General features: G+C 65.9%; 18 protein-coding genes. 10 read left to right on the forward strand and 8 right to left on the reverse strand.

Annotated elements, in window-relative coordinates; translation table 11 throughout:
* Window positions 1–46: 46 nt before the first annotated feature.
* From GRI62_RS08405 to purQ, 7 genes are all read left to right on the forward strand, one after another.
* Window positions 47–823 (forward strand): IclR family transcriptional regulator, encoded by a 777-nt coding sequence (locus GRI62_RS08405; RefSeq protein WP_160731847.1) that lies wholly within the window; start codon window positions 47–49, stop codon window positions 821–823.
* 90 nt (window positions 824–913) lie between these two features.
* Window positions 914–3,418, forward strand: a complete 2,505-nt coding sequence (locus GRI62_RS08410; protein WP_234027400.1) for a TonB-dependent receptor — start codon at window positions 914–916, stop codon at window positions 3,416–3,418.
* A 127-nt stretch (window positions 3,419–3,545) separates the two neighbouring features.
* Entirely contained in the window at window positions 3,546–4,148 is a 603-nt protein-coding gene (gene wrbA / locus GRI62_RS08415; protein WP_131452886.1) for an NAD(P)H:quinone oxidoreductase, read from the forward strand.
* Between the two features lie 232 nt (window positions 4,149–4,380).
* Window positions 4,381–5,187, forward strand: coding sequence for a phosphoribosylaminoimidazolesuccinocarboxamide synthase (purC, locus tag GRI62_RS08420; RefSeq protein ID WP_131452887.1), 807 nt, complete (start codon window positions 4,381–4,383; stop codon window positions 5,185–5,187).
* 138 nt (window positions 5,188–5,325) lie between these two features.
* Entirely contained in the window at window positions 5,326–8,178 is a 2,853-nt protein-coding gene (locus GRI62_RS08425; RefSeq protein WP_160731848.1) for a M16 family metallopeptidase, read from the forward strand.
* Between the two features lie 112 nt (window positions 8,179–8,290).
* On the forward strand, window positions 8,291–8,530 hold the full coding sequence (gene purS, locus GRI62_RS08430; RefSeq protein WP_131452889.1) for a phosphoribosylformylglycinamidine synthase subunit PurS: 240 nt from the start codon (window positions 8,291–8,293) through the stop codon (window positions 8,528–8,530).
* A complete protein-coding gene (gene purQ, locus GRI62_RS08435; RefSeq protein ID WP_131452890.1) occupies window positions 8,530–9,201 on the forward strand; it encodes a phosphoribosylformylglycinamidine synthase subunit PurQ in 672 nt (223 codons plus the stop codon). The genes purS and purQ overlap by 1 nt, the downstream gene beginning before the upstream one ends.
* A 69-nt stretch (window positions 9,202–9,270) precedes the next feature.
* Here purQ and GRI62_RS08440 read toward each other — a convergent pair whose 3' ends face one another.
* The 4 genes from GRI62_RS08440 to glmU all read right to left on the reverse strand — a co-directional run bounded on the left by GRI62_RS08440 (window position 9,271) and on the right by glmU (window position 15,197).
* Window positions 9,271–11,619, reverse strand: a complete 2,349-nt coding sequence (locus GRI62_RS08440) for a putative bifunctional diguanylate cyclase/phosphodiesterase (RefSeq protein WP_131452891.1) — start codon at window positions 11,617–11,619, stop codon at window positions 9,271–9,273.
* Window positions 11,620–11,686: 67 nt separating this feature from the next.
* The gene (gene glmS, locus GRI62_RS08445) at window positions 11,687–13,510 is read right to left on the reverse strand and encodes a glutamine--fructose-6-phosphate transaminase (isomerizing) (RefSeq protein ID WP_131452892.1); all 1,824 of its coding nucleotides are present in this window, start codon (window positions 13,508–13,510) and stop codon (window positions 11,687–11,689) included.
* A gap of 20 nt (window positions 13,511–13,530) precedes the next feature.
* Window positions 13,531–13,842 (reverse strand): hypothetical protein, encoded by a 312-nt coding sequence (locus GRI62_RS08450; RefSeq protein ID WP_131452893.1) that lies wholly within the window; start codon window positions 13,840–13,842, stop codon window positions 13,531–13,533.
* Complete coding sequence (glmU, locus tag GRI62_RS08455; RefSeq protein ID WP_131452894.1) at window positions 13,839–15,197, reverse strand: bifunctional UDP-N-acetylglucosamine diphosphorylase/glucosamine-1-phosphate N-acetyltransferase GlmU; 1,359 nt, start codon at window positions 15,195–15,197, stop codon at window positions 13,839–13,841. Before glmU ends, GRI62_RS08450 begins: the two co-directional genes overlap by 4 nt.
* 61 nt (window positions 15,198–15,258) lie before the next feature.
* Here glmU and GRI62_RS08460 point away from each other — a divergent pair, with 61 nt between their 5' ends.
* Window positions 15,259–15,933: an HAD-IA family hydrolase gene (locus GRI62_RS08460; RefSeq protein ID WP_131452895.1), complete on the forward strand. Its 675-nt coding sequence runs from the start codon at window positions 15,259–15,261 to the stop codon at window positions 15,931–15,933.
* Between the two features lie 22 nt (window positions 15,934–15,955).
* Here the strand turns inward: GRI62_RS08460 and GRI62_RS08465 are convergent, their stop codons facing one another.
* The 4 genes from GRI62_RS08465 to GRI62_RS08480 are packed head-to-tail and all read right to left on the reverse strand — an operon-like array spanning window position 15,956 to window position 18,982.
* Window positions 15,956–16,258, reverse strand: a complete 303-nt coding sequence (locus tag GRI62_RS08465) for a DUF2794 domain-containing protein (protein WP_131453837.1) — start codon at window positions 16,256–16,258, stop codon at window positions 15,956–15,958.
* Window positions 16,259–16,314: 56 nt separating this feature from the next.
* Window positions 16,315–17,040: a serine O-acetyltransferase EpsC gene (gene epsC, locus GRI62_RS08470; RefSeq protein WP_131452896.1), complete on the reverse strand. Its 726-nt coding sequence runs from the start codon at window positions 17,038–17,040 to the stop codon at window positions 16,315–16,317.
* Between the two features lie 31 nt (window positions 17,041–17,071).
* Window positions 17,072–17,677 (reverse strand): HdaA/DnaA family protein, encoded by a 606-nt coding sequence (locus GRI62_RS08475; RefSeq protein WP_131452897.1) that lies wholly within the window; start codon window positions 17,675–17,677, stop codon window positions 17,072–17,074.
* Window positions 17,678–17,692: 15 nt separating this feature from the next.
* On the reverse strand, window positions 17,693–18,982 hold the full coding sequence (locus GRI62_RS08480; RefSeq protein WP_234027401.1) for a heavy-metal-associated domain-containing protein: 1,290 nt from the start codon (window positions 18,980–18,982) through the stop codon (window positions 17,693–17,695).
* 69 nt (window positions 18,983–19,051) lie between these two features.
* On the opposite strand from GRI62_RS08480, the gene purM reads away from it, so the two are divergent.
* Both purM and purN read left to right on the forward strand, forming a co-directional pair.
* Window positions 19,052–20,149 (forward strand): phosphoribosylformylglycinamidine cyclo-ligase, encoded by a 1,098-nt coding sequence (purM, locus tag GRI62_RS08485; protein ID WP_131452898.1) that lies wholly within the window; start codon window positions 19,052–19,054, stop codon window positions 20,147–20,149.
* Complete coding sequence (gene purN / locus GRI62_RS08490; protein ID WP_131452899.1) at window positions 20,142–21,101, forward strand: phosphoribosylglycinamide formyltransferase; 960 nt, start codon at window positions 20,142–20,144, stop codon at window positions 21,099–21,101. Before purM ends, purN begins: the two co-directional genes overlap by 8 nt.
* Window positions 21,102–21,109 lie beyond the last annotated feature (8 nt).

Consider the following 21,109-nt stretch of genomic DNA (forward strand, 5'->3'; position numbering starts at 1 on the left):
CAGTGCCGTTATGTCCCGTGTGGAGAGAGGGGATCGGAAACAGACCATGGCGACAACCGCCGATCGCGTGCTGGGCCTGCTGTCGCTGTTCACCGAACAGCGCGCCCGCTGGACGGTGGAGGAAGCGGCCGAGGTGCTGACGATCCCCACCAGTACCGCCTATCGTTATTTTCGCAGCCTGGCCGAGGCCGAATTGCTGTCGTCTGACATGCCGGGCAGCTACGTGCTCGGGCCCGCGGTGTGTGCGCTGGATCGCGCGATGCTGGTCAACGATCCCTTCATCAATGCCGCCGCGGGGGAAATGAGCCGCCTGGCCGCCGATCATCCCGACACGATCGTCCTGCTCACCCGCCTATATCGCGACACCGTGATGTGCGTGCACCGCGAGGGGGACCGGCTGGCCGCTGATGGCTACGAGCGCGGGCGACCGATGCCGCTGGATCGCGGCGCGGCATCCAAGGTGATCCTCGCCAACCTCTCGCCCCGCCAGTTCCGCGCCCTTGCCCGCACCAAAAGCGCCGGGGAAGGCATCGGCGCGCCGCGCCTGCAGGACGCGCTCCGTGGCATTCGCGCGCAGGGTTATGCCATCACCAAGGGGGAGATCGACCCCGACAAGATCGGCCTCTCAGTCCCGGTCCTGCGTGACGACAACAGCGTGGAAGGCAGCCTATCCTTCGTTCTGCGCAAGAGTTCGCTATGCGACGAACATCAGCTGCTGGCCGAGCTCATTCGCGGACGCAAGGCAATCGAAGGCAATCTGCTGCTGGCCCGGTTGCGCGCGACGCACAGCGATACCAGTGGAGCTGACGACCCGACCGAATAGGAAATTCGCGCACAAGATTTCTCATGAAATGATATATGGCGTTGACGCCGCCCGTGCTCGTCCCTTACCCTTGGCGGCAAGGAGCGAAAGATGCGCTTCACCTACGGAGAGGTACTCATGATCGCCAAACTGCTCGGCTCGGCGTGCGCCGCCGCCATCTGCCTGACCCTCGTTCCCGCCGCTGCCGCGCAGGATGTTCCGCCGGAACAGCAGGACAACGATCGCGATGCCGACTTTTCCGGGGCCATCATCGTCACCGCCCAGCGGCGCGAGGAATCGCTGCAGGACACTGCCATCGCCGTGACCGCGCTGGGTGGCGATCGTTTGCAGAACCAGCAGGTGACCACGTTGCAGGATCTGCAGGTGGCCGTGCCGGCCGTAACCTTCGGCAACGACTTCAACATGGCCAAGGTGTTCATCCGCGGCGTGGGCGCCAACACCTCCACCACCGGCAGTTCCACCGGCGTGGCGCTGCACGTCGACGGTGTCTACGTCGCCCGCGCCGAGGCACAGCTGACCTCGCTGTTCGATCTCGAACGGGTCGAGGTGCTGCGCGGGCCGCAGGGCACGCTGTACGGGCGCAACGCCGTCGGCGGCTCGATCAACCTCATCACCGCCCGGCCGACCGATTACTTCACCGGCTACGTGCGCGGCACCTACGGCAACTACAACCGCTTCATCGGCGAGGCGGCGATCGGCGGCCCGATCGTGGACGGCGTGCGGTTCCGCGTGGCCGGCATGTCGCAGCAGGGCGATGGCTTCGGCGAAAATCCGGTTACCGGGCAGGACGTGGACGACATGAACCGCTGGATGGGCCGCGCCCACCTGGAAGTCGATCTGGGCGCCACCGGCGAACTACTGCTGACCGGCGAGTATTTCCGCCAGAACGACAGCGCGGGCGCGGTCCACTACCTGGCCCCGTCGTTCCCCGGCGTGCCGCGCCTCGCCCCGCTGGGCGTGGGCGGCTACGCCGTCGAGCCGCGCGATCTCGCCAGCGAGATCCAGCCGGGCACCGACACCGAAAGCTACGCCTTTACCGGACACCTGTCCTTCGACATCAGTGACAGCATCTCCATCGCCAACATCGCCAGCTACCGCGATTTCCAGAGCAAGCTGTATCAGGATCTCGACCTGTCGGGCGTGGTCAACGGCTTCACCGTCAACGGCCGCCCGTCCACCGTGCAGCGGCGCACGATCGATGCGGAACAGTTCAGCAACGAATTGCAGCTCACCTATTCATCCGACCTCGTCGACGGCGTGCTGGGCGGGTTCTATTTCCACGAGGTGCAGCACCCGATCGACAGCCTGGGCCTCGGCCGGGAAACGGGCGTGCCGACCAACACGGCCATTCTGGCACGCGACAACGTGCCGCTCGATCGCGCCTATTTCCTCTGCGGATTCCAGCCTGACGGAACCACCGGCGGCAACACCCTGCAAACGCCCAAGCGCGTGTGCACCCGGTCCAACCTGACCACCGATGCCTGGGCCGTGTTCGGGCAGGCGACCTTCGATGTCGGCCAGCTGGTTTCGGGCCTGGACGGCTTCTCGGTCCGGCTTGGCGGCCGGTTCAGCCATGAAAAGGTCATCAGCGAGAACCCCGGCATCGTGATCCGCTATGCCGCAGGCGCGCCCAACAACGCGCTGCCCACGCTGGTGGCGACCGAGGAAGGCACCCACACCGAACGCACGTTCGAGGATTTCAGCCCCGAATTCGGCCTGCAGTATCGCCCCAACCCCGACCTGCTGCTGTATTACACCTATTCCGAAGGCTTCAAGGCCGGCTCTGGCGAGAACGCCTTTGCCAGCACGACCATCGTCGATCCGGAATACATTTCCAACCACGAGGTCGGCGTGAAGTACACCTTCATGGATGGCCGTCTGAACGCCAGCCTCACCGGTTTCAGCTACGATCTGGAAGGGTTGCAGCTCAACAAGACGATCTCCGGCGGGCCGACCGGTTACACCACCGTGTTCGACAATGCCGCCGACTCCTCGGCCAGCGGTATCGAGTTCGAGTTGTTCGGCAGCCCGTTCGATGGCTTCCGGTTCAGCAGCGCCGTATCCTATACCGACGCGAGCTTCGGCGATTACGTGACGATCGACCCGTTCCGGCCCGCCAACGTCGCCGGCGGCACGCCCTTCAACGCGGTGACCAATCCCGATCCCACCGCCTTTGGCGCGCCCTGCGACAGCCCGGACGACCTGGCCACCACGCCGACGTGCGAGATCAACCTTGCCGGCAACGCCTTGCGCAATACGCCCGAATGGTCGGTCAACACCCACCTCGAATACGATCTGCCGTTCGAACTGGGCAGCGGCGGCATCGTGACGGCGCAAACCGATGTCAGCTACCGCAGCCAGATCTACTTCACCGAGTTCGAGCGTGAGATCGAAGGGTCTGACCCCTACGCCCTGGTCGATGCCGCCTTGCGCTACGAAAGCGGCGATGGCGACTTCACAGCGTCCCTGTGGGTGCGCAACCTGTTTGACACGGACCGCAAGAGCAGCACCTTTGCCCTCGCTACGGGTCGCCTGATCGGGGCGACCTACTTGCCGCCGCGCACCTTTGGCGTCACCGCTGGCTACGAATTCTAGGTCAAGGACGAGCCACTGCAAACTGCCTGAAGGGGAACCCGGGATGCGGCGGACCGTAGTCCCGGGGATGGCGGCGCGCAGGCGACCGCCGATGGCAAACCCTTCTGTTCGATAAGGACTCCAGTTCATGGCCCGCATCCTCGTCCTCTATTATTCCTCCTACGGTCACGTCGCCAAGATGGCCGAAGCCGTCGCGCAAGGGGTGCGAGAGGCCGGGCACGAGGCCGACATCCGCCATGTTCCCGAAACCGCGCCCGAGGACGTGGTGAAGGCGGCCGGATTCCAGAAGATGGAAGGCCACGCCTGTATCGAAGGACCAGACAAGCTGGCCGAATACGACGGCATCGTCGTCGGCTCTCCCACGCGGTACGGCCGCATGGCGAGCCAGATGGCCAGCTTCTGGGACCAGACCGGCGGCCTGTGGATGAAGGGCGCGCTTGTCGGCAAGGTGGGCGCGGTGTTCACGTCCACCGCCAGCCAGCATGGCGGGCAGGAGACGACCTGCTTCTCCATGATTACCAACCTGCTGCACATGGGCTGCACCATCGTCGGGCTGGACTACGGTTTCGATGGCCAGAACGGCGTGGACGAGGTGAAGGGCGGCACACCTTACGGCGCGTCCACAATCGCCGGCGGCGACGGCAGCCGCCAGCCGAGCGAGGTTGAACTTGCCGGTGCCCGTTACCTCGGCAAGCGGGTGGCAGACACCGCGGCCAAGCTCCACGATTGAACCGGCGCTGCGGCGCGCAAGCGCGGTGCTGTTCAGCGTGCTGGTGCAGCGCTCGACGCTGGGCCGGGTGATGAATCGCGACAAGGTGCCCCACGATGGCCGCGACGAGGCGATAGGGAAGCTGGGCTAGATTGCTCTGCCCCCCGCCTTCGTGTATAGGCCCGCCCCATCCGCGCCCCGAGCTTTGCGAAGCCGGGGCGCTCGTGTTTCAAGAGCTCGAAAGGCTTTGCCCATGTCCCGTCGCCGCCAGATCTACGAAGGCAAGGCCAAGATCCTTTACGAAGGTCCGGAGCCGGGCACGATCATCCAGTATTTCAAGGACGACGCCACCGCATTCAACGCCCAGAAGAAGGGCACGATCAACGGCAAGGGCGTGATCAACAACCGCATCAGCGAACACGTCTTCACGCGGCTGGCGCACATCGGCATTCCCACCCACTTCATCCGCCGCCTGAACATGCGCGAGCAGCTGGTCCGCCAGGTGGAGATCATCCCGCTGGAAGTGGTCGTGCGCAACGTCGCCGCCGGCTCCATCGCCAAGCGCCTCGGCATCGAGGAGGGCGAGATGCTGCCGCACACCATCATCGAATACTACCTGAAGGACGACGCACTGGGCGATCCGATGGTGGCGGAGGAACACATCGCCGCCTTCAACTGGGCCGGTCACGACGAGATGCAGGACATCGCCGCCATGGCGATCCGGGTGAACGATTTCATGTCCGGCATGTTCGCCGCAATCAACATCCGCCTGATCGACTTCAAGCTGGAATTCGGGCGCATTTACGATGGCGATTACAGCCGGGTGATCCTGGCTGACGAGATCAGCCCGGACAACTGCCGCCTGTGGGACTTCACCACCAACGAGAAGCTCGACAAGGATCGCTTCCGCCGCGACCTTGGGGGTGAGGAAGAAGCCTATCAGGAGGTCGCCCGCCGGATGGGCCTGCTGAATGGCGAGGACAATTCTCCGGGCGAGGTGCTGGACATGGACGCCCACCGCTCGCGCCTGCGCACGCCAGCACCCAAGCCCAAGAAGTAATTCAGCGCGCGGCCTTTTTTCCCGGCCGCTGTTGCCGAACGTTCATCCGATCTGCATAGTATGCGCCATCCGAACGGGGGTGAGAGCGAAGCTGCGCGTCCCTGTTCCTCACCCAATTGCAACGGGGGTTCGCAAACCATGACCATTCGCCGCGCCATCAAGACCGGTCTTTCCACCTTCACCCTGGCCCTGTCCCTCTCGCTGGCCGTGCCCGCGCTGGCGCAACAGGGCCCGGTCGAGGGCTGGGGCCTGGAAGCGACCGACGTCGTGCCCGATCCCGCCATCGTCTACGGCACCCTCGACAATGGCATGAAATACGCCATCCAGCGCAACGACGTGCCGGAAGGTGCGGCCTCGTTCCGGATGCATTTCGACATCGGTTCGTTCGGCGAGGAAGACGACGAGCAGGGCCTGGCGCACTTCATCGAGCACATGGCGTTCAACGGTTCGACCAACGTGCCCGAGGGCGAGATGCTGCCCCTGCTGGAGCGGCTGGGCCTGTCATTCGGCGCGGATACCAACGCCTACACCAGCTTCGACGAGACGGTGTACATGCTGGAGGCGCCGAACACCAACGAGGAGACGCTGGAGACCGCGCTGATGCTGCTGCGCGAGACCGCCAGCGAACTGACCTTTACGCCCGAGGCGGTCAATCGCGAGCGCGAGATCCTGGTCAGCGAGCGCCGCGTGCGCGATACGGCGGACCTGCGCAATTTCCGCGATCAGTTCGATTTCCGCATTCCCGACACGCGCTATGTCTCGCGCTTTCCCATCGGCCTCGATGAAGTCCTGCGCACCGCCCCGGCCGAGCGCCTGCGCGGCTTCTACGACCGGTTCTACCGTCCCGACAACGCGACGCTGATCGTGGTCGGCGACTTTGACGTGGCGGCGATGGAAGCCGACATTCGCGAACGTTTTTCCACCTGGCAGCCTAGCGGTGATGCCGGCACGATCCCGGCCATCGGCACGCTCGACTTCGATCGTGAGGCGGCGTTCGACAGCTTCGTCGATCCCACCATCAGCGAAACCGTGGCGATCTACCAGCAGCGCCCCTACACCGACCCCGCCGATACCGTGGCCGAACGCACGCGCGACCAGGTGGAGACGCTCGGCCAGATCATGTTCAACCGCCGGATCACCCGGATCGCCAACCGCGAGAACAGTCCTATCCTGGGCGGCGGCGTCAGCTTCACCAGCGACGATGACCTGTCGGACTATTCCGCCATCAGCATCAGCACGCGCGATGGCGCCTGGGCCGAAGGCCTCGCCATTGCCGAGCAGGAACTGCGCCGGGCGCTGGAATACGGGTTCACCCAGAGCGAGCTGGACTACGCGCTTACCCAGGTCGACAGCGCACTGCGGCGCGGCGCGGAACAGGCCGGCGCGCGGAGCAACTCGCAGCTTGCCTCGGCCCTGGTGAACGCGGCGGAGGAGAACGATTTTCTCACCACGCCGCAGTATCGCTACGACCTGTTCCAGCAGGCCCGCCCGCAGCTGACGCTGGAGGCGGTCAACGCCGCGTTCCGCGAGGAGTGGGAGGTCGGCAATCCGCTCGTGCGCGTCACCGCCAAGGTGCTGGACGGCGGAACCGAGGCCGTGGCAGCCGCCTACGGACAGAGCGCCCAGCTCGCCGTTGCCGCGCCTGAAGATACCGCCGTGGGCGATTTCGCCTATGCCGACTGGGGCACCCCCGGCACGGTGACGAGCGACACGATGATCGAGGATCTCGGCATCCGCACCGTCACCTTTGCCAACAACGTTCGCCTGAACATCAAGCAGACCGATTTCGAGCCTGGCCGCGTGCGGTTCAACGTGGCGATGGATGGCGGCAGCTTTGCGCTGGACGGCATGAACACCACCGCCGCCTCGATCTACCTGCAACTGGCCTCTGCCGTGGGTGGCCTCGGCCAGCACAGCGCGGACGAACTGACCGAACTGCTCGCCGGGCAGCAGGTCAGCACCGGCATCGGTGCGGGGACCGACACCTTCAATTCGGGCGGCGTCACCACGCCCGACGATCTTGCCATGCAGATGAAGGTCAGCGCGGCCTTCCTCACCGACCTCGGCCTGCGTCCGGAGGCGGACGCCCGGTTCAACGCCACGATCGACGCGATCTGGGGGCAGCTGACTTCGCAGCCGTCACAGGTCTTCGGCCTGCGTTCGGGCGAGCAGGTGGCCGACAGCCCCTACCTCGCCTTCCCGTCGCGCGAGGAACTGGGCTCGGTCGATCGCGTGGCCCTGCGCGAGGCGGTGCTGGCGGCGGCGGCCAGTGGCGCCATCGAGATCGGCATCGTCGGCGATGTCGATCCCGATGCGGCGATTGCCGCGGTTGCGCAGAGCTTCGGCGCCCTGCCCGAACGCAATGCCGAATTCTCCGCCCATGACGACAAGCGCGAACTGACCTTCGTCGACCTTTCGGGCGAAGCGGTGAACGATTACACCCACACCGGCCAGGCCGACCAGGCCCTGATCGGCAGCATCTGGCGCACCACCGACGATACCGACTACCGCGAGGCGGCGGGCCTTGGCCTGCTGACCGGACTGTTGCGGCTCAAAGCGCTGGAAACCCTGCGCGAGGAGCTGGCGGCGACCTACAGCCCGCTGGTATCGGGTTCAACCAGCTCCGACTTCGACGGTTACGGCACGATGAGCCTGGCGGCCGTCATCGACCCGGCTCAGGCCGACGATGTGCGGAGCATCATCACCCGGCTTGCCAGCGAACTGCGTGACGAACCGGTGAGCGACGATTTCCTGCTGCGAGCCCGCCAGCCCGTGCTGGAGAGCATCCGGCTTTCGCGCGAGAACAACGGGTACTGGATCAGCGTGGTCGCCGATGCGCAGAGCGAGGCCGACAGGCTTGACCGCGTGCGCCAGCAGATCGCGGTGGTGGAAAGCTTCACCCCCGCCGACCTGCAGGCTTTGGCCCAGCGTTACCTGACGCCGGAACGCCGCGCCGACACGCGCATCCTGATGGCGCCGACCGCGCAGTAAGGGTTCGGTCGAAACAGTTGCGGGGGCGGCCGAGGGATACCCTCTGCCGCCCCTTGCCGTTTTGGGCCGCTTTCGTCATAGGCTCGGGGCGAGAGGCAAGGAGCCCGCACCCATGAAAGTCCGCATCCACGTTTCGCTCAAGCCCGGCGTGCTCGATCCGCAGGGTCGCGCGGTCCACCACGCGCTGGAAGGCCTTGGTTTCGCCGGAGTGGAGGACGTCCGCATCGGCCGCCTGATCGAACTGGACGTGGCCGATGGTACGAGCGACGCCGTGATCGCGGACATGTGCGAGAAGCTGCTCGCCAACACCGTTATCGAAAACTACCGCATCGACACGCAAGAGCGCGACTGATGAAGACGGCGGTCATCACCTTTCCCGGCTCCAACTGCGACCGGGACATGGTCGTCGCCCTGCGCGAGGTGTCGGGCCGCGATCCGGTCAGGGTGTGGCACGGCGATGCGCAACTGCCCGAAGGTCTCGACCTCATCGCCCTGCCCGGCGGCTTTTCCTACGGCGATTACCTGCGCTGCGGGTCGATGGCGGCGAACAGCGCGATAATGCGCAGCGTGATTGCGGCGGCGGAGCGCGGCGTGCCGGTGCTCGGCGTGTGCAACGGATTTCAGATCCTCACGGAAAGCGGCCTGCTGCCCGGCGCGCTGATGCGCAACGCCCAGCTGACCTTTACCTGCCGCACGGCACCTCTGCGCGTCGAGAACAACCGCAGCCTGTTCACCTCTGCCTATGGTGCCGGCGAAGATATCCTGCTGCCGGTGGCCCATCACGACGGCAACTACTTCGCCGATGCCGAGACACTGGACCGGCTGGAGGGCGAGGGCCGCGTGGCGTTCCGCTACCTCGACGCCGTCAACGGCTCGCAGCGCGACATTGCCGGGGTTCTGAACGCGGCGGGCAACGTGCTGGGCATGATGCCGCACCCCGAACGCGCGATCGAAGCGGCGCACGGCAACAGCCAAGGCCGCCGGTTGTTCGAAAGCGCCATCGGGGCGCTGGCAGGGGCATAGCGAGCAAGCGGTTGGCGACCCGCCGACCGCACAAGGGCTAATGCTCCAGCCCAGCCAGCACACAGGGTATCATGCCGCCCTGCGCTTGGTCACCAGCACGTGGGCATCGGCGGTCGTCATCGGACGCCCGAAGTAGAAACCCTGGATCTTGGTGCAGCCCAGTTCGCGGATCATCGCTGCCTGTTCGGCGGTTTCCACACCCTCGGCGGTGGTGGTCATCTCGAGGCTTGACGCCATAGCCACGACGGCACGGATAATGGCAAGGCTTTCCTGACTATCGCACGATGCGCCCTGCACGAAGCTGCGATCGACCTTGATGGTGGAGAATCGCAGGTCGCGCAGGTAGCCGAGCGAGGAATAGCCGGTGCCGAAATCGTCCAGCGCGATCGAGCAACCGAGCGCAAGAATTTCTTCCAGCGTCTGGTTGGCCAGCCGCCCATCGCGCAGGAAAACACTCTCGGTGACCTCTACTTCCAGCCGGTGAGCGGGCAGGCCGCTGTCCGCCAGTGCTTTCACCACATTGGCGGTAAAATCCCGCTCCAGCAGCTGTTCGCCGGAAACGTTGACGGCCACCTTGATGTCGTCCGGCCAGCGCACCGCCGTACGGCAGGCTTCCTGCAGTACCCAGGTGCCGATCGGCACGATGAGGCGCGTGTCCTCGGCCAGCGGGATGAACTTGCCCGGGCTGACGAACCCGTGCTCGCTGCTGTTCCAGCGCAGCAATGCTTCGAAGCTGACAACTTCTTCCGTGCGGGCGTTCACGACGGGCTGGAAATTCAGTTCCAGCTCTTCCTTGCCGATCGCGTTGCGCAGCGAGAGTTCGAGCGTGCGCCGCTCCTCGGCATCGGCATGCAACGAAGGCACGTAATTGAAGTGCATACCGCCGCCCTCGTCCTTGGCGCGATAGAGCGCCAGGTCGGCGTTGCGCATCAGCGTCTCCACGCTGTTGCCGTCGCGCGGGCCGATGGCCGATCCCACGCTCGCCCCGATATAGAGGGTGTGGTTGTCGACAATGTAGGGCTGCGAGAGCTGCTCGATGATGCCTCTGGCGATATCATCGACGAAGCCGCGATCCGACGCGTCGCGAATCACTACGGCGAATTCGTCACCGCCCAGGCGGCCGCACCTGGTGTTTTCGCTGGTCACGCCGCTCAGCCGTTCGGATACCTTTGCCAGCAGTCGGTCGCCCACCTGATGGCCGAGCGAATCGTTGACCGACTTGAAGCGGTCGAGGTCGATCATCAGGAAGGCGCAGCGCGTTTTCCACTGCTCGGAATAGCGCAGCGCTTCCCCCAGCGCCTCTGTCAGCATCAGGCGGTTGGGCAATCCGGTCAGCGTGTCGTAACGGGCGAGATAGGCGATCTTGTCATCCCGGTCGCGTTGCTCGGTCACGTCCGATCCGACGCCGCGAAAGCCGATGTAGCTGCCCGAATCGTCGCGCATGGGGGTGCCGGACAGTTCCCACCAGCGCCGTTGGCCAGCAACGTTGGCCTGTACCATCAGGTTGGAGAAGCTTTCGCGCCGCTTGAGGCGCTCCGCAAGGTCATTCAACGTGCGGGAGATGTCACCCGTATCGAAGCTGTCGCCAGCGATCAGGCGAATGAAGCGTTCGCCCTCCACCTCGCTCGGCTCACGCCCCAAGGCATAGGCGAAGCGGGGCGAGACGGAACGCAGGCGGCGGTTGTTATCGACCTGCCATAGCCAGTCGGATTCCTTTTCTTCGAATTCGCGCAGCAGCAACGAGACGACCTCGTCCTTTTCCGCCACCCCCGCCTCGGCGATCTTGGCCGAAAGGTGAGTGCGGGCCGATTCGACTGCGGCGCTGACGATAGCGAGCAGGAAGGCGATGCTGGCAATGGCGAACAGGTAATCGCCCGACACCACGAACGATGCCGCCCCCGCAACCCCCACCACCAGGTCGAATACCACAGTAGAAATCGGCGCGGCATTGGTCGATGCTCCGGCCCCCGCAATCAGCATGGACGCCAGCGTCCACAACCCGAAATGCTCTGCCGTCGTGCCCTGCCCGGGGAAGAACAGCAGCGCGATCACCCAGGGGACGCCGCACAGCCCGACCGCGATGGCCTGGCGATTGAATTCCTGATGCGACATCGTCCGCTTCGCGATGTCGGCAAAGGTGCGGTCGACGCGGCTCATGTGGAAAAGAGACGCGGCTACCATTACCAGCCAGCCGCCCAGTATCCATGCCGGCAGCGTACCGGCATAAAGCGTCGTTACCAGGATGGCTGCCATCCCGTGCGCGGCCAGGCGCAGGATGGAAGCCCGGTGAAGATCGGAATATTGCAAAGCCCGCAGTCGCGACCAGTCGCCCTGCGAAGGGGCGCGCAGGCCGATGATCTGCAGCGGCGACAGGCGCAGCGGCAATTTCGGCAGGCCATTGGCGTTCTTGCTCACCATGCCGGCCTAAGGCCGAATGGTTATGCTTCGGTAAAATCAGTGCCTTTAGTGCAGGTTAATCGGGCTTTTATTCCACCGTAACGGATTTTGCGAGGTTGCGCGGCTGGTCCACGTCGGTGCCCTTGGCAACCGCGACGTGGTAGGCCAGCAGCTGGACCGGCACGGCATAGACCAGCGGCGCGATCAGCGGATGGACGCTTGGCATCTCGATGGTCGCCATGCATCCCTCGCCTGCTTCGGCAATCCCGGCCGCGTCGGAGATCAGCACCACCTTGCCGCCGCGGGCCTGCACTTCCTGCATATTGGATACGGTCTTCTCGAACAGCGGGCCGCTGGGGGCCAGCACGATGACCGGCACGTGTTCGTCGATCAGCGCGATGGGTCCGTGCTTCATTTCGCCGCTGGCATAGCCTTCGGCGTGGATGTAGCTGATTTCCTTCAGCTTCAGCGCACCCTCCAGCGCCAACGGGAAGTCCGCTCCGCGTCCCAGGTAAAGCACGTCACGCGCAGGCACGATCAGCGGGGCGATCGCGGCGATGGCATCGTCGTGATCGAGCGCGGCGTTGAGAGCGGCGGGCGTTTCGACGAGGTGGGAGACGATCTCCGCCTCTTCCTCGCGGCTGAGCCTGCCCTTCTTCACCGCCAGGTGGGCCGCCAGCGCGGCCAGCACGGCAAGCTGGCAGGTAAAGGCCTTGGTGCTGGCGACGCCGATCTCGGGCCCGGCATGGGTCGGCAACAGCAGGTCGGCTTCACGCGCCATCGAACTGGTGGGCACGTTGACCACGGCGGCGATCACCTGCCCGTTGGCCTTGCAGTGCTTCAGCGCCGCGAGCGTATCGGCCGTCTCGCCGCTCTGGCTGATGAAAAGTGCCAGCCCGCCCGGGTTCAGCACCGGGTCGCGATAGCGGAATTCGGAGGCGAAATCGATATCGACCGGCACACGGGCGAACTGTTCAAACCAGTATTTCGCCACCATGCCCGCGTAATAGGATGTGCCACAGGCGACGATCGTCACGCGGTCGATAGCCGAAATGTCGAAATCGATCTGCGGCAACGCCACCCGTTCTTCGGCGGGCCGGAGGTAGCTGCGCAGCGTCTGCGCGACCACGGTGGGCTGCTCGAAGATCTCCTTCAGCATGTAGTGGCGGTAGTTGCCCTTCTCGATCGCCGCGGCAGAGGCCCCGGACGGTTGGAATTCGCGCGTCACCTCATTTCCGTCCGCATCGTGGATCGTCGCGCCGCTACGCGTAATGACAACCCAGTCGCCTTCCTCGAGATAGGCGATGTCCTGCGTCAGCGGAGCGAGCGCCAGCGCGTCGGAGCCGAGATACATTTCCCCGTCGCCCTGCCCCACCACCAGCGGTGAGCCGAGCCGGGCGCCGATCAGCAGGTCGGGGTAATCGCGAAAGGCGATGGCGAGCGCAAAGGCCCCGCGCAGTTGCGGGATCACCGCCTGCACGGCATCCTGCGGCGACTTGCCTGCCTCGATCTCGCGGCTGACGAGGTGGACGACGACTTCGGTGTCGGTCTGGCTTTCGAAGGTGCGGCCGCTTGCGCGCAGTTCGTCTCGCAGTTCCTTAAAATTCTCGATGATGCCGTTGTGCACCAGCGCCACCTGCGCCGTGGCATGCGGGTGCGCGTTCTGCTCGGTCGGCGCGCCGTGGGTGGCCCAGCGCGTGTGGGCGATGCCGGTTTCGCCGGGCGCCGGGTTGGCGGCCAGTTCCGCCACGAGGTTGGCGAGCTTTCCCTGCGCGCGGCGACGAACGAGATTTCCGTCCGCGATGGTGCACACGCCGGCACTGTCGTATCCGCGATATTCCATTCGCCTCAGACCGTCGACCAGTCGATCAGCAACATCCTGATGGCCCACGATTCCGATGATTCCGCACATAAAAGATAAGTCCCTACCGCTCAGTGCGGAAAATTGGTGTCGACGAACGTGTTGGCAAAGGCGACGGGGTCCGCCTCCTGCCCGGTGCCCTCGCGATAGCGCACGCGACCTTTCTGCCAGGTTTCCATTAAAGCAGCGTCAAACCCTTCCGGAAACTGCATCCGCTGCCGCACAATGTCACGCCAGCCGCCAGTGCCACCGAAATCGTGACGAAAATTGGGCTCCGCGCTGACCAGCCATTTCTGATTGGCCTCGTCGAGATGGCCGATGGCATCGAGCACGTAGGAATCCAGCAAGCGCAGGAACGGCTTGCCTTCGTAGCGAACAGTCATTTGCCCTCGCCCTTCTTGCGCTTCATGGCGTCGTGGAAACGGTCGGCCCAGCCGGGTTTCACCAGTTGCTCTGCACGAACCATGCGCAGCTCTCCGTCCGCGACATCGCGACTGACCGCGCTGCCCGCCGCAACGATGGCATCGGCGCCGATGGAGACTGGGGCGATCAGGGCAGAGTTGGAGCCGATGAAGGCGCGCGGACCGATGGTGGTCTTGTGCTTGAAATAGCCGTCATAGTTGCAGGTGATGGTGCCCGCGCCGATGTTCGCGCCGGCCCCCACCGTGGCATCGCCAAGATAGCTGAGGTGGTTGGCCTTGGCGCCCTCGCCCAGGGTCGCCTTCTTGATCTCGACGAAGTTGCCCACCTTGCTGCCCTTTTCCAGCACCGCACCGGGGCGCAGGCGGGCATAGGGGCCGACCTCGCAGCCCTCGCCCACGCGCGCGCCTTCAAGGTGGCTGAAGGCGCGGATCGTCGCGCCACTGGCCACGCTGACGCCGGGGCCGAACACCACGTTCGCCTCTACCACCACGTCGGCGGCGATCTCGGTATCGTAGCTGAAGAACACCGTTTCCGGCGCGCGCAGGGTGACACCCTCGTCCATCGCCTCCGCACGTCGCAGGTCCTGCCACTGGCGTTCTGCTGCGGCGAGTTCGGCGCGGCTGTTGATGCCTGCCACCTCGTCCGCGCTATCGCCGGTAACGACAGCGCAGCCGCGCCCGTCGGCGATGGCGATGTTGACGATATCGGGGAGGTAGAATTCCGCCTGCGCATTTTCGTTCGACACGCGATCGAGCAGGGCGAACAGATCCTCCGACCGCGCGGCGAGGAGGCCCGAATTGCACAGCGTGCAGGCGCGCTCTTCCTCGTTCGCGTCCTTCCATTCCACCATCTTGCTGATGCGGCCCTGCTGCGCCACTACGCGGCCATAGCGCAGGGCATCCTCCGGCTCGAACCCCAGGACCACGGCGGCGGGCGCATCGGGTTCGTTGAGCCGGGCGATCATCGTGCGCATCGTGCTCGCCTTTACGAAAGGCACGTCGCCGTAGACCACCAGCACATCGCCAGCAAAGCCGGCCAGTGCGCCGGCTGCCTGCTGCACGGCATGGCCGGTGCCCAGCTGCGGATCCTGCACGGCGTAAGTCACGCGTTCGCCCAGCGCCGCGTGCAACTGCTCGCGCCCTTCGCCCACGATGGCGACGAGGCGTTCGGGCCGCAATTCCTCCACGCTCGCCAACAGGTGGTCGATCATCGATCGTCCGGCGATTTCGTGCAGCACCTTGTGCCGGCTGCTCTTCATCCGCGTGCCCTTGCCTGCGGCGAGCACGATGGCGGCGATGGGTCTTGCATCATTCATTGCGCGGCCATGCCAGCAATCCTTTGCGGTTTGAAGAGCGCAGACTATCTGGGCATCCATCATGCAGGATTTTCCCTTCCCCATCATTCTCTTCGACCTCGACGGCACGCTGGTCGACAGCGCCCGCGACCTTGGCCCGGCGCTCAACGTGGCACTCGCCGCGATCGGCCGCCCGCCCGTGGCCGAAAGCGAAACGCGCGGAATGATCGGCGGCGGCACGGACATGATGCTCGCCAAGGCGCTGGAGGCGACCGGCGGCATGGTGGACGCGGCGACCTACCGCCGGCTGGGCGATACACTGCTGGATCATTACTGGGCCCACATCGCCGACCACACCGTGCCCTACCCCGGCTGCCTCGCCGCGCTCGACGCGCTGCTGGCGCAAGGGTGCACGCTGGCCCTGGTGACCAACAAGGCGGAAAAGCCCGCGCGCGAACTGCTCGAGGCGCTGGGCATGACGGACCGGTTCGCGGCGATCTACGGCGGCGACACCCTGGGCCGGGAACGGGCCAAGCCGCTGCCCGACATGCTGCTGGCAGCCATGACCGATCTCGGCGGCGCTCGCGCGGCGATGGTGGGCGATTCGACCTATGACGTGCGGGCGGGCAAGGCCGCCGGCCTGCCGGTCGTCACTTGCCGCTTCGGGTATCACGACGTGCCGGTGGCTGAGCTGGGCGGCGATGCGATGATCGACCACTTCGACGAACTCGTCGGGGTGCTGCGCGCGCTCGGCTGAACGGCGCTGCTGGTCGAAACCGTCAGTTGTCGACCGACTTCATCAGGCGCCGCTCCACCGGGGCGAGCACGCTGGCGAGTTCGTGCCCGCGTTTGAGCACCTGGCCCTGTTCCCCGAACAGCGCCCACATGCCCTGCCGCGCGCGCAGGGCGGGTCGCTTTTCCAGCCGCATCTGCGGCACCTCGGCAGCGCGGCGGAAGGCGGCAAAGGTGGCACACTGGCGATCGAAATCCATGGCATAATCACGCCATTCCCCCGCCGCGACCATGCGACCGTAGAGGTCGAGGATGCGCAGCAGTTCCACGCGGTCGAACCCGACCTGCATCGGCGTGCGCTGGCCGGGAAAGGCAAGAACGTTGGGCGCGCCTGGAGAGAAGGTCGTCACGCTTTCGTGGCGCTCTTGCGCTTGGGTGCCGACGGGGTCGCCGGAACAGGCAACGCGCGGCGCAATTCGTCCATCTCTGCGCGCAGGGCCCGGATCTCGCTTTGCAACCTCTCCACGTCGTCGCGGGATGAGCGCCCCGCCTCTTCCTGGCACGGTTCGTCGCAGGGCGTGCCGTAGGGGATAAATGTCTTCACCCATTCCTCGGCCGGAACCAGGGTGGAGCGGGCCTTCAGGCCGATCATCGTCGCCCCTTCGGGGACATCGTCGGTGACAACGGCGTTCGCACCCACACGGGCGCGTTCCCCAACCACGATGGGACCGATAACCTGCGCGCCCGATCCGATGATGACGTTGTCCCGCAAGGTCGGGTGGCGCTTGCCGGGCTGGCCATTGGTGGGATTGGTGCCGCCCAGCGTCACGCACTGGTAGATCGTCACGTTGTCGCCGATTTCCGCCGTCTCGCCGATGACGGTAAAGCCGTGGTCGATGAAGAAATTGCGGCCGATCGTCGCCCCGGGGTGGATGTCGATCGCGGTCAGGAAGCGGCTGAAATGGTTGACCACCCGGGCGAGGAAGAACATCTCCGCCTCGAACAGCCAATGGGCCACGCGGTGCAGGCCAAGCGCGATGACGCCGGGATAGAGCAGGATTTCCCAGCGCGACCGCGGCGCCGGGTCGCGGGCATGGATCGAGTCCAGATAGGCGATCAGACGATCGAACATGGCTGCAATCCGTTTTCCATCAAAACCCGTGTCAAAGCAAGCGCGGTTCGTCCGGGCCATGCAGGGCTTCCAGCGCGGACCGCCAGATGCCGAGATTAGGTGGGGACTTTCGCTCCAGCGACAAGCGGTCGATCGTCTCGACCAGCGATTCGAGTTCGGCTGCCGAGCGTGGCGCACGCGGGACGAGGTAGTCGGCAGCATCCGTCCGCAGCGGCAGGCCGCGCTGCTCGGCCATGCTCAGCAACAGTTCGCGCGCCATGTCGTCGTCCGGTTGGCCGATCTCCAGCTGGAACGATCCTGCCAGCCGCGACCGAAGGTCCGGCAAGGTGACATCCCACGGCGGCGCACCGCCCACGATCAGCAGCGCAGTGCCGCTTTCCTGCGCGCGGTTCCAGCGATGGAACAGCGTATCCTCTGGCAGGTCGTCGGCATCGTCCAGCGCCTCCCCCGCGCCGCTTTCGGCGAACCAGCGCGCGAACAGCGACTTGCCCGAACGAGGCGGGCCGGTGAGCACGGCGGTGCGGAAGGGCCAGCTGGCAGGTGCGACAAGCGCCTCGGCAATGTGAGCGTTGGCCGCGCCCACCACGATCCGCGCGGGGCCACGCCCGGCCTTCAGCGGAAGGGCGATCTGTTCCATCGCTCCGCCCCCGCGCTAGCGGGAGATGCCGAGCGCCTGCTGGCCCACGTTCACGCTCCACCCGCGCGAGCGCAGCGCATCGGCCAGCGTTGCCAGTTCGCCCGAATACCACACGCGCATGACCGAATTTCCGCCAACCGCGGTCGAGGTGTAATTCGCGCTGGTTATGCCGGGCGTGCCGCGAATCAGCGACAGCGCGTTGTCATAGGCGGCGGCATCGGGCGTGGCGATCTGGATCGCGAAGACCTGGCTTACGGCGGCCGTCGGCTCTGGCGTGGGCACGGTTTCGGGCGTGCTGGCCTCACGTTCTACGTCGCGCTGGCGGGTGCGTTCGGCAGCGGCTTCGCGATCCTCGCTTTCGGCGCGGGCGGCCTCGTCCAGCACCGCGCGCACGATCGGACTGATCTCGATGTTTTCCAGCGCCAGCGTGGGATCGGGCCGAAGGGTGCCTGCGGCAAGCGCGGCGCTGAATATCTGGTCGAATCGCGCCACAGCCCGCGTCAGCATGGCGGGGAGCTGCGCCGCGCTATCCGCGCGCATGGTAAATTCGCCCAAGAAGCGGTTGTCGGGGCCGTAGCGGGCAACGAAGTGCCCCTCCACCGGGCCGCCCGGCCATTGCCAGGTAAGGTCAGCGATGGGCACGATCACGTCGGCGGCGCCGAACTGATCGAGGATGCCGTTCCACCAGGCGCGGCTGCGGCGGCCGGTCTGGCCGTAGGTCAGCAGCAGCGATTCGCCGCCCGATCCCGCCGGCCGCACGTAATCGATGGAACTGGATCCGAACTGGTATTCCGCCCAGGCCCGCTGCCACGGGTTGCGCGTCTCGAACATGGTGGCGGTGCCGCCAGAGATCATGACCGGCAGCGTCAGCATCGGGGCCGAGCGGGCGCGTTCGCCGCCGGCGCCGAGCAGCGAGCCCGCGCGCTGGCGATCGAAGATCACGCCGAGCCGGGCGACGTAGCGGCGCGGGCCGATGTGCTCTTCCTCCACCACGATGGCGGCCACCAGCGAATCGAGCTGCGCGTCCGAAATCTCCGGCCCGCCGATCTTTTCCCACGCCAGCCGCTGCGCCTCACGATAGCCGTTGGTGCGCGCGTCCTCGGCGTCTTCGCCGGTGGTGTTCACCTCTATCCCGCCCACGGCGATGTCGCTGCTGCTGGCGACAGGCGCAATGCCGCGATCGCCCGAAACCTGCGCCCACAGTGCCGCCCCCGCCACCAGGGCGAGCAGCGACAGCGCGGCCGCCAATGCGATGGCGCGATGGCGTGCGTCGAAGCGCCTTGAGAGGGAGATTGCATTCATCATCGGGGAATTCGCCGGCCTTTTGCCCAAGTGCGGATTGGATTCCAAGCACGAAAGGCTATGCGGGTTGCCATGAGCGACGACAAGCCATCCTACACCTACGAACAGGCCGGGGTCTCGATCGAGGCCGGCAACCGGCTGGTGAAAGCCATCGGCCCGTTGGTCAAGGCCACCATGCGGCCCGGCGCAAACGGAGAGATCGGCGGCTTTGGCGGGTTCTTCGATCCGCGCGCCGCCGGTTACACCGATCCGCTGCTGGTGGCCGGCAACGACGGGGTAGGCACCAAGCTCAAGCTGGCCATCGACAGCGGTCGGCACGATACCGTCGGCATCGATCTTGTCGCCATGTGCGTCAACGACCTCATCGTGCAGGGCGCCGAACCGCTGTTCTTCCTCGATTACTTCGCCACCGGCAAGCTGGAGAGCGGCGTTGCCGAAACGGTGATCGCTGGCATTGCCGAGGGCTGCAAGATGGCGGGCTGCGCCTTGATCGGTGGCGAAACGGCGGAAATGCCGGGCATGTATGCGCCGGGCGACTACGATCTTGCGGGCTTCTGCGTCGGCGCGGTGGAGCGCGGCGAACAGCTGACGGGGGAGCGGGTGGCGCCGGGCCACGTGCTGCTGGGCCTCGCCAGTTCGGGCGTCCATTCCAACGGCTTCTCGCTGGTGCGGCGACTGGCGGCGGACAGGGGCTGGCGGATGGACCGTCCCGCCCTGTTCGATCAGGATCGCCTGCTGATCGAAACGCTGATGGAACCCACGCGGATCTACGTCGGAAGTCTGCTGCCCGTGGTCCGATCAGGCAAGGTGGACGCGCTGGCGCACATCACCGGGGGCGGTCTGCTGGAAAACATCCCTCGCGTCCTGCCGCAAGGCGCGCGCGCCGTGGTCGATGCGGACAGCTGGATGCAGCCCGGGCTGATGGCGTTCCTCCAGGCGCAGGGCAATATCGAACCCGGCGAAATGGCCCGCACCTTCAACTGCGGCCTGGGCATGGTGCTGGCGGTGACGCCGGACAATGCCGATGCCGTGACCACGGCCTTGACCGACGCCGGCGAGACGGTGTTCCGCATCGGCGAGATCGTCGCCGGCCAGCGCGGCTGCACCGTCACCGGATCGCAGGGAACGTGGAGCGCCAAGGGCGACTGGCGCGCCGATCACGATGGCTAGGGCAAAGGTCGCCTGCCTGCTGTCGGGCAACGGCACCACCATGTCGGCGCTGCTGTTCCAGTCGCGCCTGCCGGGTTGCCCATACGAGATCGTGCTGGTCGCCAGCAACGTGCCCGGCGCACCGGGCCTGCAGATCGCGGCGGCGGAAGGCATCGCGACGTTCGCTCACGATCATCGCGGCATGGACCGCCGGGCGCATGAAGAGGTAATGGATGCAGCCTTGCGCCAAAGCGGAGCGGATACCCTTGCGCTGTGCGGCTATATGCGCGTGCTGACCGCGGAATTCGTCGCCGGGTGGGAAGGCCGGATGGTGAATACCCATCCCAGCCTGCTGCCGAAATACAAGGGTTTGGACACGCACGCCCGCGCCATCGCCGCGGGCGATTCACATGGCGGCTGCTCGGTCCATGTCGTGACGCCGGAACTGGATGGCGGGCCATTGCTGGGGCAGGTGGCGGTGGCGATCCTGCCCGGCGACACCGCCGACAGCCTGGCGCGGCGCGTCATCCTGGCCGAGTATCAGCTCTACCCCCGGATGCTGGCCGATTTCGTCAGCCGTGAAAGTTCTCCCGAATGGCTGCTTTCCCGCGTGCGTGCGCTGGCGCTGGCCCTGCCCGAGGTGGAGGAGCGCGAAAGCCACGGTGCGCCCGGATGGCGGACGGGAGGCAAGAGCGGCAAGTTCTTTGCCTATTTCAACGACCAGCACCACGGCACCCAGCACATCGCCGTGCTGGTGAAGACCGGCGGCGTGGACGAGGTGGAAGGGCTGGTCGAAACCGCGCCCGAAAGCTGTTTCAAACCCGCCTATTATGGCGCCAGCGGATGGGTCGGCCTGATACTCAATCGCCCGGGCGTCGACTGGGATGACGTGGCGCAATGGTTGGCGCGCAGCTGGCGCATGGTCGCGCCCGCCCGCCTGACCCGGCTGCACGACGCCGCCGACGATTTCTGATCCCCGCC

Origin of the sequence: Aurantiacibacter arachoides, assembly GCF_009827335.1 — a bacterium.
Taxonomy (GTDB): domain Bacteria; phylum Pseudomonadota; class Alphaproteobacteria; order Sphingomonadales; family Sphingomonadaceae; genus Alteraurantiacibacter; species Alteraurantiacibacter arachoides.